General features: G+C 57.9%; 15 protein-coding genes. 13 read left to right on the top strand and 2 right to left on the bottom strand.

Annotated features, from left to right (window positions below):
• Positions 1–179: 179 nt before the first annotated feature.
• From GHN86_RS06990 to GHN86_RS06940, 11 genes are all read left to right on the top strand, one after another.
• Positions 180–998: an SDR family oxidoreductase gene (locus GHN86_RS06990; protein WP_153376997.1), complete on the top strand. Its 819-nt coding sequence runs from the start codon at positions 180–182 to the stop codon at positions 996–998.
• A 60-nt stretch (positions 999–1,058) separates the two neighbouring features.
• Positions 1,059–2,063, top strand: a complete 1,005-nt coding sequence (locus GHN86_RS06985; RefSeq protein ID WP_153376998.1) for a substrate-binding domain-containing protein — start codon at positions 1,059–1,061, stop codon at positions 2,061–2,063.
• A 13-nt stretch (positions 2,064–2,076) separates the two neighbouring features.
• Positions 2,077–3,603 carry an L-arabinose ABC transporter ATP-binding protein AraG gene (araG, locus tag GHN86_RS06980; protein WP_153376999.1) on the top strand — a complete coding sequence of 509 codons (1,527 nt, stop codon included), beginning with the start codon at positions 2,077–2,079 and terminating at the stop codon, positions 3,601–3,603.
• A 25-nt stretch (positions 3,604–3,628) separates the two neighbouring features.
• Complete coding sequence (araH, locus tag GHN86_RS06975) at positions 3,629–4,597, top strand: L-arabinose ABC transporter permease AraH (RefSeq protein ID WP_153377000.1); 969 nt, start codon at positions 3,629–3,631, stop codon at positions 4,595–4,597.
• Positions 4,598–4,677: 80 nt separating this feature from the next.
• Complete coding sequence (locus GHN86_RS06970) at positions 4,678–5,283, top strand: DUF4823 domain-containing protein (protein WP_153377001.1); 606 nt, start codon at positions 4,678–4,680, stop codon at positions 5,281–5,283.
• Positions 5,284–5,298: 15 nt separating this feature from the next.
• The gene (locus GHN86_RS06965) at positions 5,299–5,865 is read left to right on the top strand and encodes a DUF1285 domain-containing protein (RefSeq protein WP_153377002.1); all 567 of its coding nucleotides are present in this window, start codon (positions 5,299–5,301) and stop codon (positions 5,863–5,865) included.
• Between the two features lie 149 nt (positions 5,866–6,014).
• Positions 6,015–7,004, top strand: a complete 990-nt coding sequence (locus tag GHN86_RS06960; protein WP_153377003.1) for a 2-dehydro-3-deoxygalactonokinase — start codon at positions 6,015–6,017, stop codon at positions 7,002–7,004.
• 1 nt (position 7,005) lies between these two features.
• Entirely contained in the window at positions 7,006–7,635 is a 630-nt protein-coding gene (locus GHN86_RS06955) for a 2-dehydro-3-deoxy-6-phosphogalactonate aldolase (protein ID WP_153377004.1), read from the top strand.
• A gap of 40 nt (positions 7,636–7,675) precedes the next feature.
• Positions 7,676–8,824, top strand: a complete 1,149-nt coding sequence (dgoD, locus tag GHN86_RS06950; protein ID WP_153377005.1) for a galactonate dehydratase — start codon at positions 7,676–7,678, stop codon at positions 8,822–8,824.
• A 189-nt stretch (positions 8,825–9,013) separates the two neighbouring features.
• Positions 9,014–10,318: an MFS transporter gene (locus tag GHN86_RS06945; RefSeq protein WP_153377006.1), complete on the top strand. Its 1,305-nt coding sequence runs from the start codon at positions 9,014–9,016 to the stop codon at positions 10,316–10,318.
• A gap of 60 nt (positions 10,319–10,378) precedes the next feature.
• The gene (locus GHN86_RS06940) at positions 10,379–11,164 is read left to right on the top strand and encodes an IclR family transcriptional regulator (protein WP_153377007.1); all 786 of its coding nucleotides are present in this window, start codon (positions 10,379–10,381) and stop codon (positions 11,162–11,164) included.
• Positions 11,165–11,323: 159 nt separating this feature from the next.
• Here GHN86_RS06940 and GHN86_RS06935 read toward each other — a convergent pair whose 3' ends face one another.
• Positions 11,324–12,382, bottom strand: coding sequence for an NAD(P)-dependent alcohol dehydrogenase (locus GHN86_RS06935; RefSeq protein WP_153377008.1), 1,059 nt, complete (start codon positions 12,380–12,382; stop codon positions 11,324–11,326).
• A 180-nt stretch (positions 12,383–12,562) separates the two neighbouring features.
• On the opposite strand from GHN86_RS06935, the gene GHN86_RS06930 reads away from it, so the two are divergent.
• Positions 12,563–13,456 (top strand): AraC family transcriptional regulator, encoded by an 894-nt coding sequence (locus tag GHN86_RS06930; RefSeq protein ID WP_153377009.1) that lies wholly within the window; start codon positions 12,563–12,565, stop codon positions 13,454–13,456.
• Between the two features lie 106 nt (positions 13,457–13,562).
• On the opposite strand, the gene GHN86_RS06925 is transcribed toward GHN86_RS06930, so the two are convergent.
• Positions 13,563–15,227 carry an electron transfer flavoprotein-ubiquinone oxidoreductase gene (locus GHN86_RS06925; protein ID WP_323369097.1) on the bottom strand — a complete coding sequence of 555 codons (1,665 nt, stop codon included), beginning with the start codon at positions 15,225–15,227 and terminating at the stop codon, positions 13,563–13,565.
• A 558-nt stretch (positions 15,228–15,785) separates the two neighbouring features.
• Between GHN86_RS06925 and GHN86_RS06920 the strand changes: the two genes are divergently transcribed.
• On the top strand, positions 15,786–16,186 hold a 401-nt coding region (locus GHN86_RS06920; RefSeq protein WP_194286543.1), incomplete at its 3' end, for an electron transfer flavoprotein subunit beta/FixA family protein.

Raw genomic sequence — 16,186 nt, 5'->3', positions numbered from 1 at the left:
GGTTTATAGTCGGCCACAGTTCCACGCACTCACACTAAAAAAATAAGATGGTGAAGTGATGTCGACATATTCCAGGATTTTCCTGCGCCCACGCGCGTGCTTTCAATTCCCTACTTTTAATGGCCGGTCATCGTCAGATGCCCGGTTTTCGTCGTGCTTCTTTTACGGAGTTCTGATCCATGGCTGAACCTCTTTCCTTGCCTGCGGTAGCCCAACCGCCTCGCGGTGAGCGTCTGAAAAACAAGGTGGTGCTCTTGACTGGCGCGGCTCAGGGCATTGGCGAAGCCATCGTCGCCAGCTTTGTATCGCAGCAGGCAAAAATGGTCATCAGCGATATTCAGGCCGAGAAAGTCGAGAAAGTGGCCGCCCATTGGCGCGAGCAAGGCGCAGATGTACAGGCCATCACCGCAGATGTTTCATGCCAGGCCGACCTGCAGGCCATGGTCGCGCTGGCGATAGAACGGCATGGCCGCGTGGATGTGCTGGTCAATTGCGCCGGGGTCAATGTGTTTCGCGATCCGCTGGAAATGACCGAAGAGGATTGGCGGCGCTGTTTCGCCATTGATCTTGACGGTGCCTGGTATGGCTGCAAGGCCGTGTTGCCGCACATGATCGAGCAGGGAGTGGGCAGCATCATCAACATTGCCTCGACCCATTCAAGCCACATCATTCCCGGCTGTTTCCCGTACCCGGTGGCCAAGCATGGTTTGTTGGGACTGACCCGCGCGCTGGGTATTGAATATGCGCCCAAAGGCATACGGGTAAACGCCATTGCACCGGGTTACATCGAAACTCAGTTGAACGTCGATTACTGGAACGGCTTCGCCGACCCGCAAGCAGAGCGCCAGCGCGCGCTGGATCTGCATCCGCCACGGCGAATCGGCCAGCCGTTGGAAGTGGCCATGACCGCTGTTTTTCTGGCGAGCGATGAAGCGCCGTTTATCAATGCGTCCTGTATCACCATCGATGGCGGGCGTTCGGTGCTGTACCACGACTGAGTAACCGGCCGGAACGATCAGGCTTCAAACACTTTAAAAATAACAACAAGAGGGTTTGCCATGAAACGTCGTCCCATCCTTCGCGCCCTGTGCTGCGCGGCACTGACAGCGACTGCGCTGAGCTTTGGTCATACCGTGCTGGCCGCTGATCCGGTCAAAATCGGTTTTCTGGTCAAACAGGCGGAAGAACCCTGGTTTCAGACCGAGTGGGCTTTCGCTGAAAAGGCCGCCAAAGACAAAGGCTTTGAGCTGATCAAAATTGCCGTGCCTGATGGGGAGAAAACCCTGTCGGCCATCGACAGTCTGGCCGCCAATGGCGCTCAGGGATTCGTTATTTGTCCGCCGGACGTGGGCCTCGGGCCTGCGATCATGGCCAAGGCCAAGATGAATGGCCTGAAAGTCATTGCCGTCGATGACCGTTTTGTCGATGCCAGCGGCAAATTTATGGAAGACGTGCCGTATTTGGGTATGGCGGCGTTTGAAGTCGGCCAGCAGCAAGGCGCAGCGATGGTGGCTGAAGCAAAAAAACGCAATTGGGACTGGAAAGACACCTACGCGGTCATCAATACCTTCAACGAACTGGACACGGGCAAAAAGCGCACCGACGGTTCGGTTAAATCCTTGAAAGACGCAGGCTTGCCGGATGATCACATTCTGTATTCGGCGCTCAAGACCCTCGATGTGCCCGGCAGTATGGACGCCACCAACTCGGCACTGGTCAAGCTGCCCGGCGCTGCAAAAAACCTGATCATCGGCGGCATGAATGACAGCACGGTGCTGGGTGGTGTGCGCGCCACGGAAAGTGCGGGTTTTGCCGCTGCCAACGTGATCGGAATTGGTATCAACGGCACCGACGCGATTGGCGAATTGAAAAAGGCCAATAGCGGCTTTTATGGTTCCATGCTGCCGAGCCCGCATATCGAGGGTTACAAGACCGCAACCCTGATGTTCGAGTGGATCACTGAAGGCAAAGAGCCGCCGCTGTACACGGCCATGGACGAAGTGACGCTCATCACCCGGGATAACTTCCAGGAAGAGCTGACCAAAATCGGGTTGTGGAACTGAGTCGGAGGTGCTTATGCAGCCGCTTACAGAGACTCATGCTCCATGCAGTGACAGCCTGCGCTTCAATGCCATCGGCAAGCATTTCCCCGGCGTACAGGCGCTGGCCAATATCACTTTTGAGGCGCATCCCGGTCAGGTGCATGCGCTGATGGGTGAGAACGGTGCCGGTAAATCGACCCTGTTGAAAATCCTCGGCGGGGCCTACGCGCCCAGCAGTGGCACGGTGCAGATCGGCGAGCAATCCATGGTGTTCAAATCCACCGCTGAGAGCATCGCTCATCGGGTTGCGGTGATTCATCAAGAGTTGCATCTGGTGCCGCAAATGAGCGTGGCCGAGAACTTGTTTCTGGGCCATTTGCCGGCGCGCTTTGGTTTGATTCGGCGCGGTGAGTTACGGCGCAACGCATTGGCCTTGCTCAAGGGGCTGGCCGATGAAATTGATCCTCAAGAGAAGGTTGCTCGCTTGTCGCTGGGTCAGCGCCAACTGGTTGAAATCGCCAAGGCGTTGTCCCGCGGTGCTCATGTAATTGCCTTCGACGAGCCGACCAGCAGCCTGTCGGCGCGGGAAATCGACCGCCTGATGGCGATCATTGCGCGCCTGCGCGACGAAGGCAAAGTGGTGCTCTATGTCTCCCATCGCATGGAAGAAGTGTTCCGCATCTGCAACGCGGTCACTGTGTTCAAGGACGGCCGTTACGTGCGCACCTTTGAGCAGATGAGCGAGTTGACCCACGACCAGTTGGTGACCTGCATGGTCGGTCGCGATATTCAGGATATTTATGACTATCGACCTCGCGAACACGGTGCGGTGGCGCTCAAGGTCGATGGATTGCTTGGCCCAGGTCTGCGCCAGCCGGTCAGTTTCGAGGTGCGTCAAGGTGAAATTCTGGGGCTGTTCGGTCTGGTCGGGGCCGGGCGCACTGAGCTGTTGCGCTTGTTAAGCGGGCTGGCGCGCCACAGCGCCGGGCTGGTTGAGCTGCAGGGCGAGACCCTGACGTTGCGTTCACCCCGTGATGCCATTGATGCCGGTGTGCTGCTGTGCCCTGAAGACCGCAAAAAGGAAGGCATCATTCCTTTGGCCAGTGTGGCGGAGAACATCAATATCAGTGCGCGCAGTGCTCATTCCGCCTTGGGCTGTGTATTGCGCGGCCAATGGGAGCGGGATAACGCCGATAAACAGATTCGTGCGTTGAAGGTGAAGACCCCCACGGCTGCGCAGAAAATCATGTTCCTGTCGGGTGGTAATCAGCAAAAAGCCATTCTGGGCCGTTGGCTGTCGATGCCGATGAAAGTGTTGCTGCTCGATGAGCCGACCCGTGGCATCGACATTGGCGCCAAGGCCGAGATTTACCAAATCATCCACAGTCTGGCCGCCAGCGGTATCGCGGTGATTGTGGTGTCCAGCGACTTGATGGAAGTGATGGGTATTTCGGACCGCATTCTGGTGTTGTGCGAGGGGGCGGTCAGCGGTGAGCTGGCGCGTGCCGAGGCCAATGAATCCAATCTGTTGCAAATGGCCTTGCCCCGTCAGCGCGGCTAACGGCGTGACCTACTGAGAGATTTTTATGACCACACACGACTCCACACTGCCGACTCCCCGCAAAAAACTCGATATGCGCCGTTTTCTCGACGATTGGGTCATGTTGCTGGCCGCGTTTGCGATTTTCCTGTTGTGCACCTTGCTGATCGACAACTTCCTGTCGCCTTTGAACATGCGCGGTCTGGGGTTGGCCATTTCCACCACCGGGATTGCCGCTTGCACCATGCTGTACTGCCTGGCCTCGGGGCACTTCGACCTTTCAGTAGGATCGGTGATCGCGTGTTCCGGGGTGGTGGCGGCGGTGGTCATGCGCGACACCGACAGTGTGTTTTTGGGCGTCAGCGCGGCCTTGGGCATGGGCCTGCTGGTGGGGCTAATCAACGGTATCGTCATCGCCAAACTGCGGGTCAATGCGCTAATCACCACCTTGGCCACCATGCAGATTGTGCGCGGTCTGGCGTATATCTTTGCCAATGGCAAGGCTGTGGGGGTTTCTCAAGAGTCGTTCTTCGTGTTTGGCAATGGCCAGCTGTTTGGCGTGCCGGTGCCGATCCTGATCACTCTGGTGTGCTTTGTGTTTTTTGGCTGGCTGCTCAACCACACCACCTATGGCCGTAACACCATGGCCATTGGCGGTAATCAGGAAGCGGCGCTGCTGGCCGGGGTGAACGTCGACCGCACCAAAATCATCATCTTCGCCGTGCATGGGCTGATTGGTGCGCTGGCTGGCGTGATTCTGGCGTCGCGCATGACCTCTGGGCAGCCAATGATTGGTCAGGGGTTTGAGCTGACCGTGATCTCGGCCTGTGTGTTGGGCGGTGTGTCGTTGAGCGGCGGCGTCGGGATGATTCGGCATGTAATCGCCGGGGTGCTGATTCTGGCAATCATTGAAAACGCCATGAACCTGAAAAACATCGACACCTTCTACCAATACGTCATACGCGGCTCGATTCTGTTGCTGGCGGTGGTGATTGACCGGCTAAAGCAGCGATAGCGTTGCGGGTAAAGCTGGCGCGCAAACTGCATCACGCGACTATTCGCCGGTTTTCTGTCACCGGCCATCGGGAGAATAGGATGCGTGGTCTGTTGGTGTTGCTGGCTTTTTTGGCGCTGGGTGGCTGCATGAAGGTCAGTGATCTGGGGGAGGGCGCGCGCTATCAAATGAGCGACGCGGGCCTACTGGATCACAGCAATACGCGGCGCAGCAACTCGCTGCGCATCCAGCCGGACTCCTTTATCTACATCGCCCAGGGGCCTTTTGCCCCGATTGGCGACCCCTATGTGCGGCCCAGCGTGGTGGCCGAAGAGGCGTTTAACGGCTTCGTTGAATATTTCCCGATGGTGCGCCGTGCCAAAGAACCTGTGGGGCTCGATCAGGCCATGACTGAAGCCCGTGGCTTTGGTGCGCACTACTTGCTTTACACCCGTTTTGCGCGTGCAGACGACCGCATCAGCAACAGTGACGAATGGCTGGATCAGGAAGAAATCAGCCGCTTGGGTGTCGACAGCGGCGTTATTCAAGTGATGTTGATCGAAACCAGTACCCAATACCTGATTGATACGGCGACCATCCGCAGCCGGGGCGGCCTGTTGACCTTTCATGACACCAAACCCGCAGACCTGATTGGCCCGCCGCTGGCGAAGTACGCACGCAGCTTGATAGGCTTGAGCGACGAATAAGTCGAGGAGAGCATCATGAGTGAACCTGTAGACGTCAGTAACCTGTTGGCGCAAATCCCTAAAGCCGACAAAGGTCTGCCGCCGGTTCATTTATGGGACACCGCTTTCTGCGGCAATATCGACATGCGCATCGCCCGCGATGGCACCTGGTATTACATGGGCACCCCCATTGGCCGTAAACCTATGGTCAAGTTGTTCTCCACCATCATTCGCCGTGACGGTGACGATTACTTTCTGATTACTCCGGCAGAAAAGGTCGGCATCGTCGTCGATGATGCACCGTTTGTTGCGCAAATCCTTGAGGTCGAAGGAGAGGGGGAGCAGCAAGTGCTGCGCTTTACCACCAACGTCGACGAGCAGATCACGGCAGACAGCGAACATCCTCTGCGCGTCGTCATCGACTCCCACACCCAGGCGCCTGCGCCCTACCTGTTAGTGCGCCGTAACCTTGAAGCGCTGATTCATCGCAACGTCTTCTACCAACTGATCGAACTGGCGGTATCGCGCCCCATTGACGGTCAAAACTGGCTGGGCGTATGGAGCTGCGGCGAATTTTTCCCCATCGGCCCTGAGCCGGAGTGACAGTGCCTGCGGCAACTGCTAAGGATCGGTCTCACTAATTCCCTATATATGGGACTGCAATTTATATATTGAGATTTGTCCGACTCAAGGTTTATAGTCGCCTGCACTGAGACACAGCATTCACTGCTAAAAACAAAACAGGTGAAGCGATGCAGGCGCAATTGATTGCACTCGATTGGGGGACAACCTCCCTTCGTGCTTATTTACTCGGCCCGTCAGGGCAGGTGCTGCAAACGCGCTCGCTGGCCTGCGGGATCATGCAGCTGCCCGCCACGTCGCGTGACGTGGCCGGGCAGCGTTGCGACAACGGCTTTGAACTGGCCTTTGACGATGCCTGCGGTGACTGGCTCGACACTCATCCCGGCATTCCCGTGATCGCTTGTGGCATGGTCGGCAGCGCCCAAGGCTGGCGCGAAGCCCCGTACCGCGAAACCCCGGCCAGCCTTCAGGCCCTGAGCACCGCCTTGCAGCCCGTGCGCAGTGTGCGTGGGGTCGATGTGCACATCGTGCCGGGGGTCATCCAGCGTTCAACCCTGCCCAATGTGATGCGCGGTGAAGAAACTCAAGTGCTGGGCGTCCTGCAGCGTTATCCGCTGATCAACGATTGCTTGATCGGCTTGCCCGGCAGCCACTCCAAATGGGTGCAGGTGCAAGACGGCTGCCTCGTGCACTTCGATACTTTCATGACCGGCGAGCTTTACGCCGCTGCCTGTGAACACACTATTTTGGGCCGTACCCAGCAACGCGGCGGGCCGTTTGACCAGCCCGCCTTCGAGCGCGGCGTGCACGTAGCATTGTCTGCCGACGGACTGCTCGGTCCGTTGTCGACGCTGTTCAGCGCCCGAACACTCGGCCTGACCGGCCAACTGAGCGCCACCGAGCAGCCTGACTATGTGTCGGGTTTATTGATTGGCCATGAGTTGTTTGCCCTGAGCTGCGCATTGCGTCAGCGACGTGGCGAGCAGTCGTTGCCCGCGGTCATTCTTATTGGTAATTCCCAACTCTGTGAACGCTACCGACTGGCGCTGGCCGCCTGTGGGTTTGGCGACGTGCGTCTGGCAGAACAGGCCACCGAACAGGGTTTATGGCACCTGGCTCACGCCGCCGGGTTAGTGCGACACAACGCTCTGGAGGGCTGAGATGCTCAAGCAAGCATTGGCAAAAAACGGGTTGATCGCGATTCTTCGCGGGCTGCATCCGCAAGAGGCGCAAGCCATCGGCAAGGTGCTGTATGACGAGGGCTTTCGTACCCTTGAAGTGCCGCTCAACTCCCCGCAGCCTTACGACAGCATCCGCATTTTGCGCGACAGCCTGCCCGCCGACTGCCTGGTCGGTGCGGGCACGGTGTTAACGCCCGAGCAGGTCGAACAGGTCAAGGCGGCGGGCGGGCAAGTGATTGTGATGCCCCACAGCGACCCCAAGGTGTTGCGTGCGGCCAAGGCGGCTGGCCTTTACTTGTCGCCCGGCGTGGCCACTCCCACCGAAGCGTTTGCCGCACTGGCTGAAGGGGCCGACGTGCTGAAAATGTTCCCGGCCGAGCAAATGGGCCCGGCGGTGGTCAAGGCCTGGCTCGCGGTATTGCCCGCCGGTACACGGCTGATCCCGGTCGGCGGAATTACCCCTGACAACATGCAGGTGTTTCTCGACGCCGGCGTTGCAGGTTTTGGACTGGGTTCGGGTTTATTCAAACCGGGCCTGACTCCACAAGAAGTGGGCGTACGGGCCAAGGCCTATATGAACGCCTGGAATACGCAGCGTCACGCAGACTGACCGGCGCTGCGGCGTCCCATCGAATAAGAGAGACAACACGATGAAAATCACCAAACTCACGACCTATCTGGTTCCGCCGCGCTGGCTGTTCCTCAAGGTAGAAACCGACGAAGGCGTAACCGGGTGGGGCGAGCCTGTGGTTGAAGGGCGCGCCCACACCGTGGCAGCCGCAGTTGAGGAATTGTCCGACTACTTGATCGGCAAAGACCCACGCAACATCGAAGACATCTGGACGGTGCTTTACCGTGGCGGCTTTTACCGCGGTGGCGCGGTGCACATGAGCGCGCTGGCCGGTATCGATCAGGCGTTGTGGGACATCAAGGGCAAAGCGTTGGGCGTGTCGGTCAGCGACCTGTTGGGCGGGCAAGTGCGCGACAAGATTCGCGTGTACTCCTGGATCGGTGGCGACCGCCCGGCGGACACCGCCAGAGCCGCTAAAGAAGCCGTCAGCCGTGGGTTCACCGCGATCAAAATGAACGGCACCGAAGAGCTGCAATTTGTCGACAGCTTCGAAAAAGTCGATTTGGCGCTGGCCAACGTCGCCGCTGTCCGTGATGCAGTCGGGCCGAATGTGGGCATCGGCGTGGACTTCCACGGCCGGGTACACAAACCGATGGCCAAGGTGCTGATGAAGGAACTGGACCCGTACAAGCTGATGTTTATCGAAGAGCCGGTGCTCAGCGAAAACTACGAAGCGCTCAAAGAACTGGCGCCGTTGACCAGCACTCCGATTGCTCTGGGGGAACGCTTATTCTCGCGCTGGGACTTCAAGCGCGTGCTCAGCGAAGGCTACGTCGACATTATCCAGCCGGACGCTTCCCATGCTGGCGGTATTACTGAAACCCGCAAGATCGCCAACATGGCCGAAGCCTACGACGTGGCGCTGGCATTGCATTGCCCGTTGGGCCCGATTGCACTGGCGGCTTGCCTGCAACTGGACGCGGTCTGTTACAACGCCTTTATCCAGGAGCAAAGCCTGGGTATTCACTACAACGAAAGCAACGACTTGTTGGACTACATCAAAGACCCGTCGGTCTTCGACTACGACAAAGGCTTCGTCAAGATCCCCAATGGCCCGGGCCTGGGCATTGAGATCAACGAAGAATACGTGCGCGAGCGTGCCGTAGTGGGTCACCGCTGGCGCAATCCGATCTGGCGCCACGCCGACGGCAGCTTCGCCGAGTGGTGAGTCCACTCCTCGCTACGTAGCAGCTGCCGAAGGCTGCGATCGGCGACAAAGTCGTCGTAAATTCAGGTAATGAAATCATCCAGATAAAATGGGATCTCAGAATTTACGACCGCTTCGCGATCGGACGTCGCCTTCGGCAACTGCTACGGATTTAACGACCTCAATAACCATAAAAACGAGGCACATCCCATGACAATCACTGTCGCGCAAGCGTCTATGGTGACGCCTAGCCGTAAGCGTTTTTTCATCATGGTCCTGTTGTTTATCACCGTGGTGATCAACTATCTGGACCGCAGCAACTTGTCGATTGCGGCCCCCGCGCTGACCAGTGATCTGGGCATCGACCCCATCCATGTCGGCCTGATCTTCTCCGCGTTCGGCTGGACGTACGCCGCCATGCAAATTCCTGGCGGCTGGCTGGTGGACCGCGTACCGCCGCGCATTCTGTACAGCGTGGCCTTGCTGTTGTGGTCGATCGCCACTGTCATGCTCGGCTTTGCCGCCAGCTTTATTGCCCTGTTTGTTCTGCGCATGGCGGTCGGTGCGCTTGAAGCCCCGGCGTACCCGATCAACAGCCGAGTCGTCACCACCTGGTTTCCCGAGCGTGAACGCGCCACGGCCATTGGCTTCTATACCTCAGGGCAATTTGTCGGGCTGGCGTTCCTGACCCCGGTACTGGCCTGGCTGCAACATCAGTGGGGCTGGCACATGGTGTTTGTCTGCACCGGTGCAGTGGGCATCATCTGGGCGGGCATTTGGTACGCGGTGTACCGCGAGCCGCGAGACTTCAAGGGCGCCAACGACGCCGAAATCGACTTGATCATCGAGGGTGGCGGGCTGGTGGATATCCAGTCGCAAACGGCCAAACGCAAAGCGCCGTTCAGCTGGGCGGATCTGGGCATCGTGCTGACCAAACGCAAGCTGTGGGGCATCTATCTGGGGCAGTTCTGCCTGAACTCCACCTTATGGTTTTTCCTGACGTGGTTCCCAACCTATCTGGTCAAATACCGCGGCATGGACTTTATCAAGTCCGGGCTGCTGGCTTCGCTGCCGTTCCTGGCGGCCTTTATTGGCGTGCTGTGCTCGGGGTTCTTTTCCGATTGGCTGATTCGCCGTGGCTATTCGGTGGGTTTTGCGCGCAAATTACCGATTATTGGCGGGTTGCTGATCTCGACCTCAATCATCGGTGCCAACTTTGTCGAGTCGACGCCGTTGGTGATTGCGTTTCTGGCGCTGGCGTTTTTCGGTAACGGGCTGGCGTCGATCACCTGGTCGTTGGTCTCCACCTTGGCGCCGGCCCGGTTGCTGGGCCTGACCGGTGGCGTATTCAACTTCATCGGCAACCTGTCCGCGATCGCCACGCCTATCGTGATCGGCTTTTTGGCCAGCGGTGACTCGTTCGCGCCGGCCATCACCTACATTTCGGTGCTGGCGCTGTTGGGGGCACTGTCCTATATCTTGCTGGTGGGCAAAGTCGAACGGATCGAACTCTAGCCGCGCGTCAGCCGGGCGACCATAATGCCGCCCGGTATCCCCCTAATCCAAAGGCTGGCTATGCAGGACGACACCCCGAAAATCGCACCGACCGGCACCCAAACCTTACTGCGCGGCTTGGCGGTCGTACAGGCCGTGGCCAATGGTGCGCGCGACCTCAAAGACATCGCCCGGGCAATTGGCACCACCCGCAGCACCACGCACCGTCTGGCCAGTTGTTTGGTCGACGAACGCTACCTGCGCGTATTGCCGCAGGTGGGTTACTTGCTGGGACCGAAGTTGATCGAGCTGGGTTTTCAGGCGCGCGAAGAAGTGCCGCTGGTGACATTGGCCGGGCCGTTTCTGGATGAGTTGTCGGTGTTGACCGGCGATACCGTTCACCTGGCCGTGCGCGAAGGCGACGAAGTGTTGTACTTGCACAAAATTCCAGGCCGCAATGGTCCGGAAATGCGTTCGCGGGTGGGCCATCGCATGCCGCTGGCGCGCACAGGGATTGGCAAAGCCATGTTGCTGGACGCACCGGTGGGGGAGTGGCGACGTTTGTATGACGCGAGTCATTCGCCAGCGGAGAAAAATCCGCAATGGCCCAACCATGAGGAAGTGACGTGGGAGCAGTTTGAAACGCGGATGCGCGGCTATGTCGCGGGTGGGTATGCTTTTGATCTGGAAGACAACGAACCGTCGATTCGTTGTGTAGCGGCGCCGATAAGGGATGCCAGTCGCCAGATCGTGGCGGCCATCAGCATCGCCAGTACCGTGCCTTACATGTCACTGGAGAAAATGACCGGGTTGATTCCGGTCATCACACATGCGGCGCAGCAGATATCGGCAGAGTTGGGCGGGTAAACCCTCACCCCAGCCCTCTCCCAGAGGGAGAGGGGGCCGATTTCTATCGGTTTCAATACTGGATTCAGCGAGAAACCTTGGGTAGGCACACCTCAAAAGGTCCCCCCATTCAGTCCCCTCTCCCTTTGGGAGAGGGTTAGGGTGAGGGGCTTTTGACGTTTAAGCCTTCAACGTTTTCATGTCGATCACAAAGCGATATTTCACGTCGCCTTTCACAACACGCTCAAAGGCTTCATTGATGTTTTTGATGTCCAGCATCTCGATGTCGCAGGTAATCCCGTGTTCGGCGCTGAAATCGAGCATTTCCTGAGTTTCAGCAATGCCGCCGATCAGCGAGCCAGCCAGTACGCGGCGCTTGAACACCAGATTGAAGGCATTCAGTGCCGGTTCAACAGGTTCGATCAGGCCGACCAGAATATGTACGCCGTCGAACGCCAGGGTTTCGAGGTAGGGGTTAAGGTCGTGTGGCACCGGAATGGTGTCGAGCAGGAAGTTGAACGTGCCAGCAGCCGCTTTCATCTGCTCGGCGTCGGTGGACACGATCACGTGGTCGGCGCCTTGGCGACGGGCTTCTTCAGCCTTGGCGGCGGAGCGGGTGAAGAGGGTGACTTCTGCGCCCAAAGCCTTGGCAAACTTGATGCCCATGTGGCCCAAGCCGCCCATGCCCAAAATGCCGACTTTGTCGCCTGGCTCTACACCATAGTGGCGCAGTGGCGAATACGTTGTGATACCTGCACACAATAACGGTGCAGCGCTGGCTGGGTCGAGGTTGTCCGGGATGCTCAGTACAAAATGTTCACTGACAACCATTTTGTCGGAGTAGCCGCCCATGGTCAGGGTGCCATCAACCCGATCCGGGCTGGCGTATGTTTGGGTCATGCCTTCCAGACAGTATTGCTCCAGGTCTTCCTGACACGCGGAGCAGGTGCGGCATGAATCAACCATGCAGCCTACGCCGACCATATCGCCGACTTTGTGCTTGGTGACTTTATCGCCGATAGCGGTCACTTTGCCGATGATTTCATGGCCGGGCATCAGTGGGTAAGTGGCGAAGCCCCAATCATTGCGTGCCTGGTGAATGTCGGAGTGGCAAACGCCGCAGTACAGCACGTCAAGAGCTACGTCGTCCGGACGCAGGGCGCGGCGGTTGAATTGCATGGGTGCTAGCGGGGCTTTGGCGCTCTGAGCGGCATAGCCGATTGCGTTATAGGTGGACATGAATAACCTCTCGAAACGTTAACAGTGAACAGGAGGGGATTTTGCGCTTCTGTACCTGACAGGACTATGACGATTCCTACGCCTGTTATGCCTAATACTCCGAAGTCTCGGCTCAGCTGTGGCGTTGGCCGGTAATTCTGCGAAGATGCGCCTGTCTATTCCTCCTGCGAAGTTGTTTCCATGTTTCTGACGCGTCACCGAGATGAGAACGCCGGGCTGGTTTCACTGATCCGGCCTTTGGCGTTAAAAACCGGCTTTGTTTCGACTTTATTGCCTGAAGTGCGGGTGGTGTCGGCCTGCAACGCCGTGGCGCGTATGCCGCAGATTTATGAGCCTAGCCTAATGGTCATCGCCCAAGGCAGTAAGTTGGCCTATTTAGGACAGCGGACACTGGAATACGGCGCCGGGCATTATCTGGTGCAGGCGCTTTCTGTCCCATTTGAATGTGAAACCTTCGCGTCTGCCGAGGTGCCGCTGCTGGGAGTGGCGATCAGCATTGACCGGGCCGTATTGGGTGAGCTGGTGCTGGCGATGGGCCTGGACCCGGATCGCAGTGCCGTTGCGCAAACGCCGGAGTCGATGACGTCAGCGGTGCTGGATGACGAGATGCGTGAGGCGGTGGAGAGGTTGTTGCGGTGCCTGCATGATCCCGTAGAGTGCCGAATCATGGGCAAGGCGCGTTTGCGCGAAGTCTTGTTCGCGGCATTGCGTGGGCCACAGGCCGGAGTGTTACGGGCCTTGGTCGAACAACAAGGTCAATTTGCCAGAGTCGCGGCGTCCTTGAGCCATTTGCACGAGCATTTTGCCGAACCCTTGAATGTCGAAACCCTGGCGCGTTGCGCCAACATGAGCGCCTCCACGTTTCATGAGCATTTCAAGCGCAGCACCTTATTGTCGCCGGTGCAGTACCTCAAACGGCTGCGTCTGTTGCGGGCTCAGCAGTTGCTGTTGAATGAGCGTTTGGGCGTGGCGCAAGTGGCCGAACGAGTGGGCTATCAAAGTGCCTCGCAGTTCAGTCGCGAGTACAAACGCTACTTTGAACGCAGCCCCGGCCATGAAGGGGCGGGATGCTGACGAGCTTTTCGTAGCCGCTATCGAAGGCTGCGTTCGGCGGCGTAGCCGTCGTAAATTCACAGATCGCAGTGCAATAAAAAAGGCTCCTTCGCAGGAGCCTTTTGACTTACATGTTCGGGTAAGTCGGGCCGCCAGCACCTTCCGGAGTCACCCAAGTGATGTTCTGTGACGGATCTTTAATGTCGCAGGTTTTGCAGTGCACACAGTTTTGCGCGTTGATCTGGAAGCGCTTCTCGCCACCTTCCTGCTCGATCACTTCATAAACACCCGCCGGGCAGTAGCGCTGTGCCGGCTCATCATAAAGCGGCAAGTTAACGCTGATCGGAATGCTCGGATCGCGCAGCTTAAGGTGGCACGGCTGCTCTTCTTCGTGGTTGGTGCTGGACAGGAAAACCGAGCTGAGTTTATCGAAACTGATCTTGCCGTCCGGTTTCGGGTAGTCGATTTTCTGGCAGTCTTTGGCCAGTTTGAGGCAGGCGTAGTCAGGCTTGGTGTCATGCAGCGTGAAGGGCAGTTTGCCGCCGAACAGGTTCTGATCCATCCAGTTGAAACCCGCGCCCATAATTGGGCCGAACTTGTGCATGGCCGGGCCGAAGTTACGGCTGGCAAACAGTTCTTCGTGCAGCCAGCTGGCTTTGAACCCTTCAACGTAGGTCGTGAGGGTATCGCCGCCTTCACTGCCTGCAAGCAAGGCGTCAGCCACGGCTTCAGCGGCGAGCATGCCGGACTTCATGGCGGTGTGGCTGCCTTTGATCTTGGCCACGTTCATGGTGCCCAAGTCACAACCGATCAGCGCGCCGCCGTTGAAGACCATTTTTGGCAGCGAATTCAAACCGCCCTTGGCCAGTGCGCGAGCACCGTAGCTGATGCGTTTGCCGCCTTCGAGGTATTGCTTGAGCACCGGGTGGTGCTTAAGACGCTGGAATTCATCGAACGGGGACAGGAAGGTGTTGCTGTAGGACAGATCGACAATCAAGCCGACAACGACCTGATTGTTTTCCAGGTGATAGAGGAAGGAGCCGCCCGTGTTCTCTTTGCTGACGATGTCCAGAGGCCAGCCTGCAGTGTGAACCACCAGACCCGGCTGATGCTTGGCCGGGTCGATTTCCCAGATTTCTTTCAGGCCAATGCCGTAGTGCTGGACGTCCGCATCGCTGTCGAGGTTGAAGCGCTCGATCAGTTGCTTGCCCAAGTGGCCGCGGCAGCCTTCAGCAAACAAGGTGTACTTGCCGCGCAGTTCCATACCGGGGGTGTACAGGCCTTCCTTTGGGTTGCCCTCACGGTCAACGCCCAGATCGCCGGTAATGATCCCGCGAACCACATGGTTTTCATCGAACAGCACGTCTTGTGCGGCGAAGCCTGGGTAAACCTCAACGCCCAGGTTTTCTGCTTGCTGCGCCAGCCAGCGGCACAGGTTACCCAGCGAAATGATGTAGTTGCCTTCGTTGTGCATGGTTTTAGGCACAAACAGGTCGGGCACCTTGGTGGCGGTGCTGTCGCTGCGCAGTACATAGATATCGTCGCGGGTGACCGGGGTATGGAGCGGAGCGCCCAGTTCTTTCCAGTCCGGGAACAATTCGTTCAGGGCGCGGGGTTCAAACACCGCGCCAGACAAAATATGAGCACCGACTTCAGAGCCTTTTTCTACCACGCAGACGCTGATTTCTTTACCGGCTTCGGCGGCCTTCTGCTTCAAACGGCAGGCGGCGGACAAACCGGCAGGGCCGGCGCCGACGATGACCACGTCGAATTCCATGTATTCGCGTTCCACAGGTTCTCTCCTACTCAAGGCTCAACGGTATTTTTCTAATTGGAGGTTTGGCGTTTCATCCATTATTCCTTCGGCCCGGGGCTAAAGACGCAATGGATGAGGCGCCGCTCTCTCTATGGGGCGGGCATTATATCTACACCACTATCAGCGTCCAATACAAACGTTTGTTTGAATTGGCTGAAAGCCAGACAAATCCTAGACGCGCGGCTTAAAACTGGCCGATTTGCTGTATTGACCGCAAATGGCGTTCCGGTCAAGATACGGGCGGTTTTGCGCTCGCCGTAGGCTGATTGTCGGTTTCAAGAGCACCTCTAAAGACAGGGCATGGGCTCAACCAGTAGGAGCCTGCCATTCTTCGCGTGGAGTTTACACGTCCTTTTGGTGTATGACTTGTAGTCACACCGGACAGACGGTCGCATGTGAAGCCTCTGGCGCTCGTCATTCTTTATATAAAGAACGGCACGGCAACGATCTTTGGAGGTGCCCTTGTGCCACTGTGCATCAACCGCCAGGTTCGCCTAGGCGACTTTCTTTTCACCGGAGAGTAACGAGGAATCCATGAAGGTTCTTGTAGCTGTCAAACGAGTGGTCGATTACAACGTTAAAGTGCGCGTCAAAGCGGACAACTCCGGCGTTGACCTCGCCAACGTCAAGATGTCGATGAACCCCTTCTGCGAAATCGCCGTGGAAGAAGCCGTACGCCTGAAAGAGAAAGGTGTTGCGACTGAAATCGTCGTCGTCTCCATCGGCCCGACCACTGCTCAGGAACAGCTGCGTACTGCACTGGCTCTGGGTGCCGATCGCGCCATCCTCGTCGAATCCGCTGAAGACTTGACCTCGCTGGCTGTGGCCAAGCTGCTCAAGGCGGTGGTGGACAAGGAACAGCCTCAGCTGGTGATCCTGGGCAAACAGGCCATCGACAGCGACAACAACCAGACCGGCCAGATGCTGGCTGCGCT

This window comes from Pseudomonas helleri (assembly GCF_009600315.1).
Classification (GTDB): Bacteria; Pseudomonadota; Gammaproteobacteria; order Pseudomonadales; family Pseudomonadaceae; genus Aquipseudomonas; species Aquipseudomonas helleri_A.
Note: the sequence above shows the minus strand (reverse complement) of the source record. Positions and strands in the feature narration are given on the sequence as shown.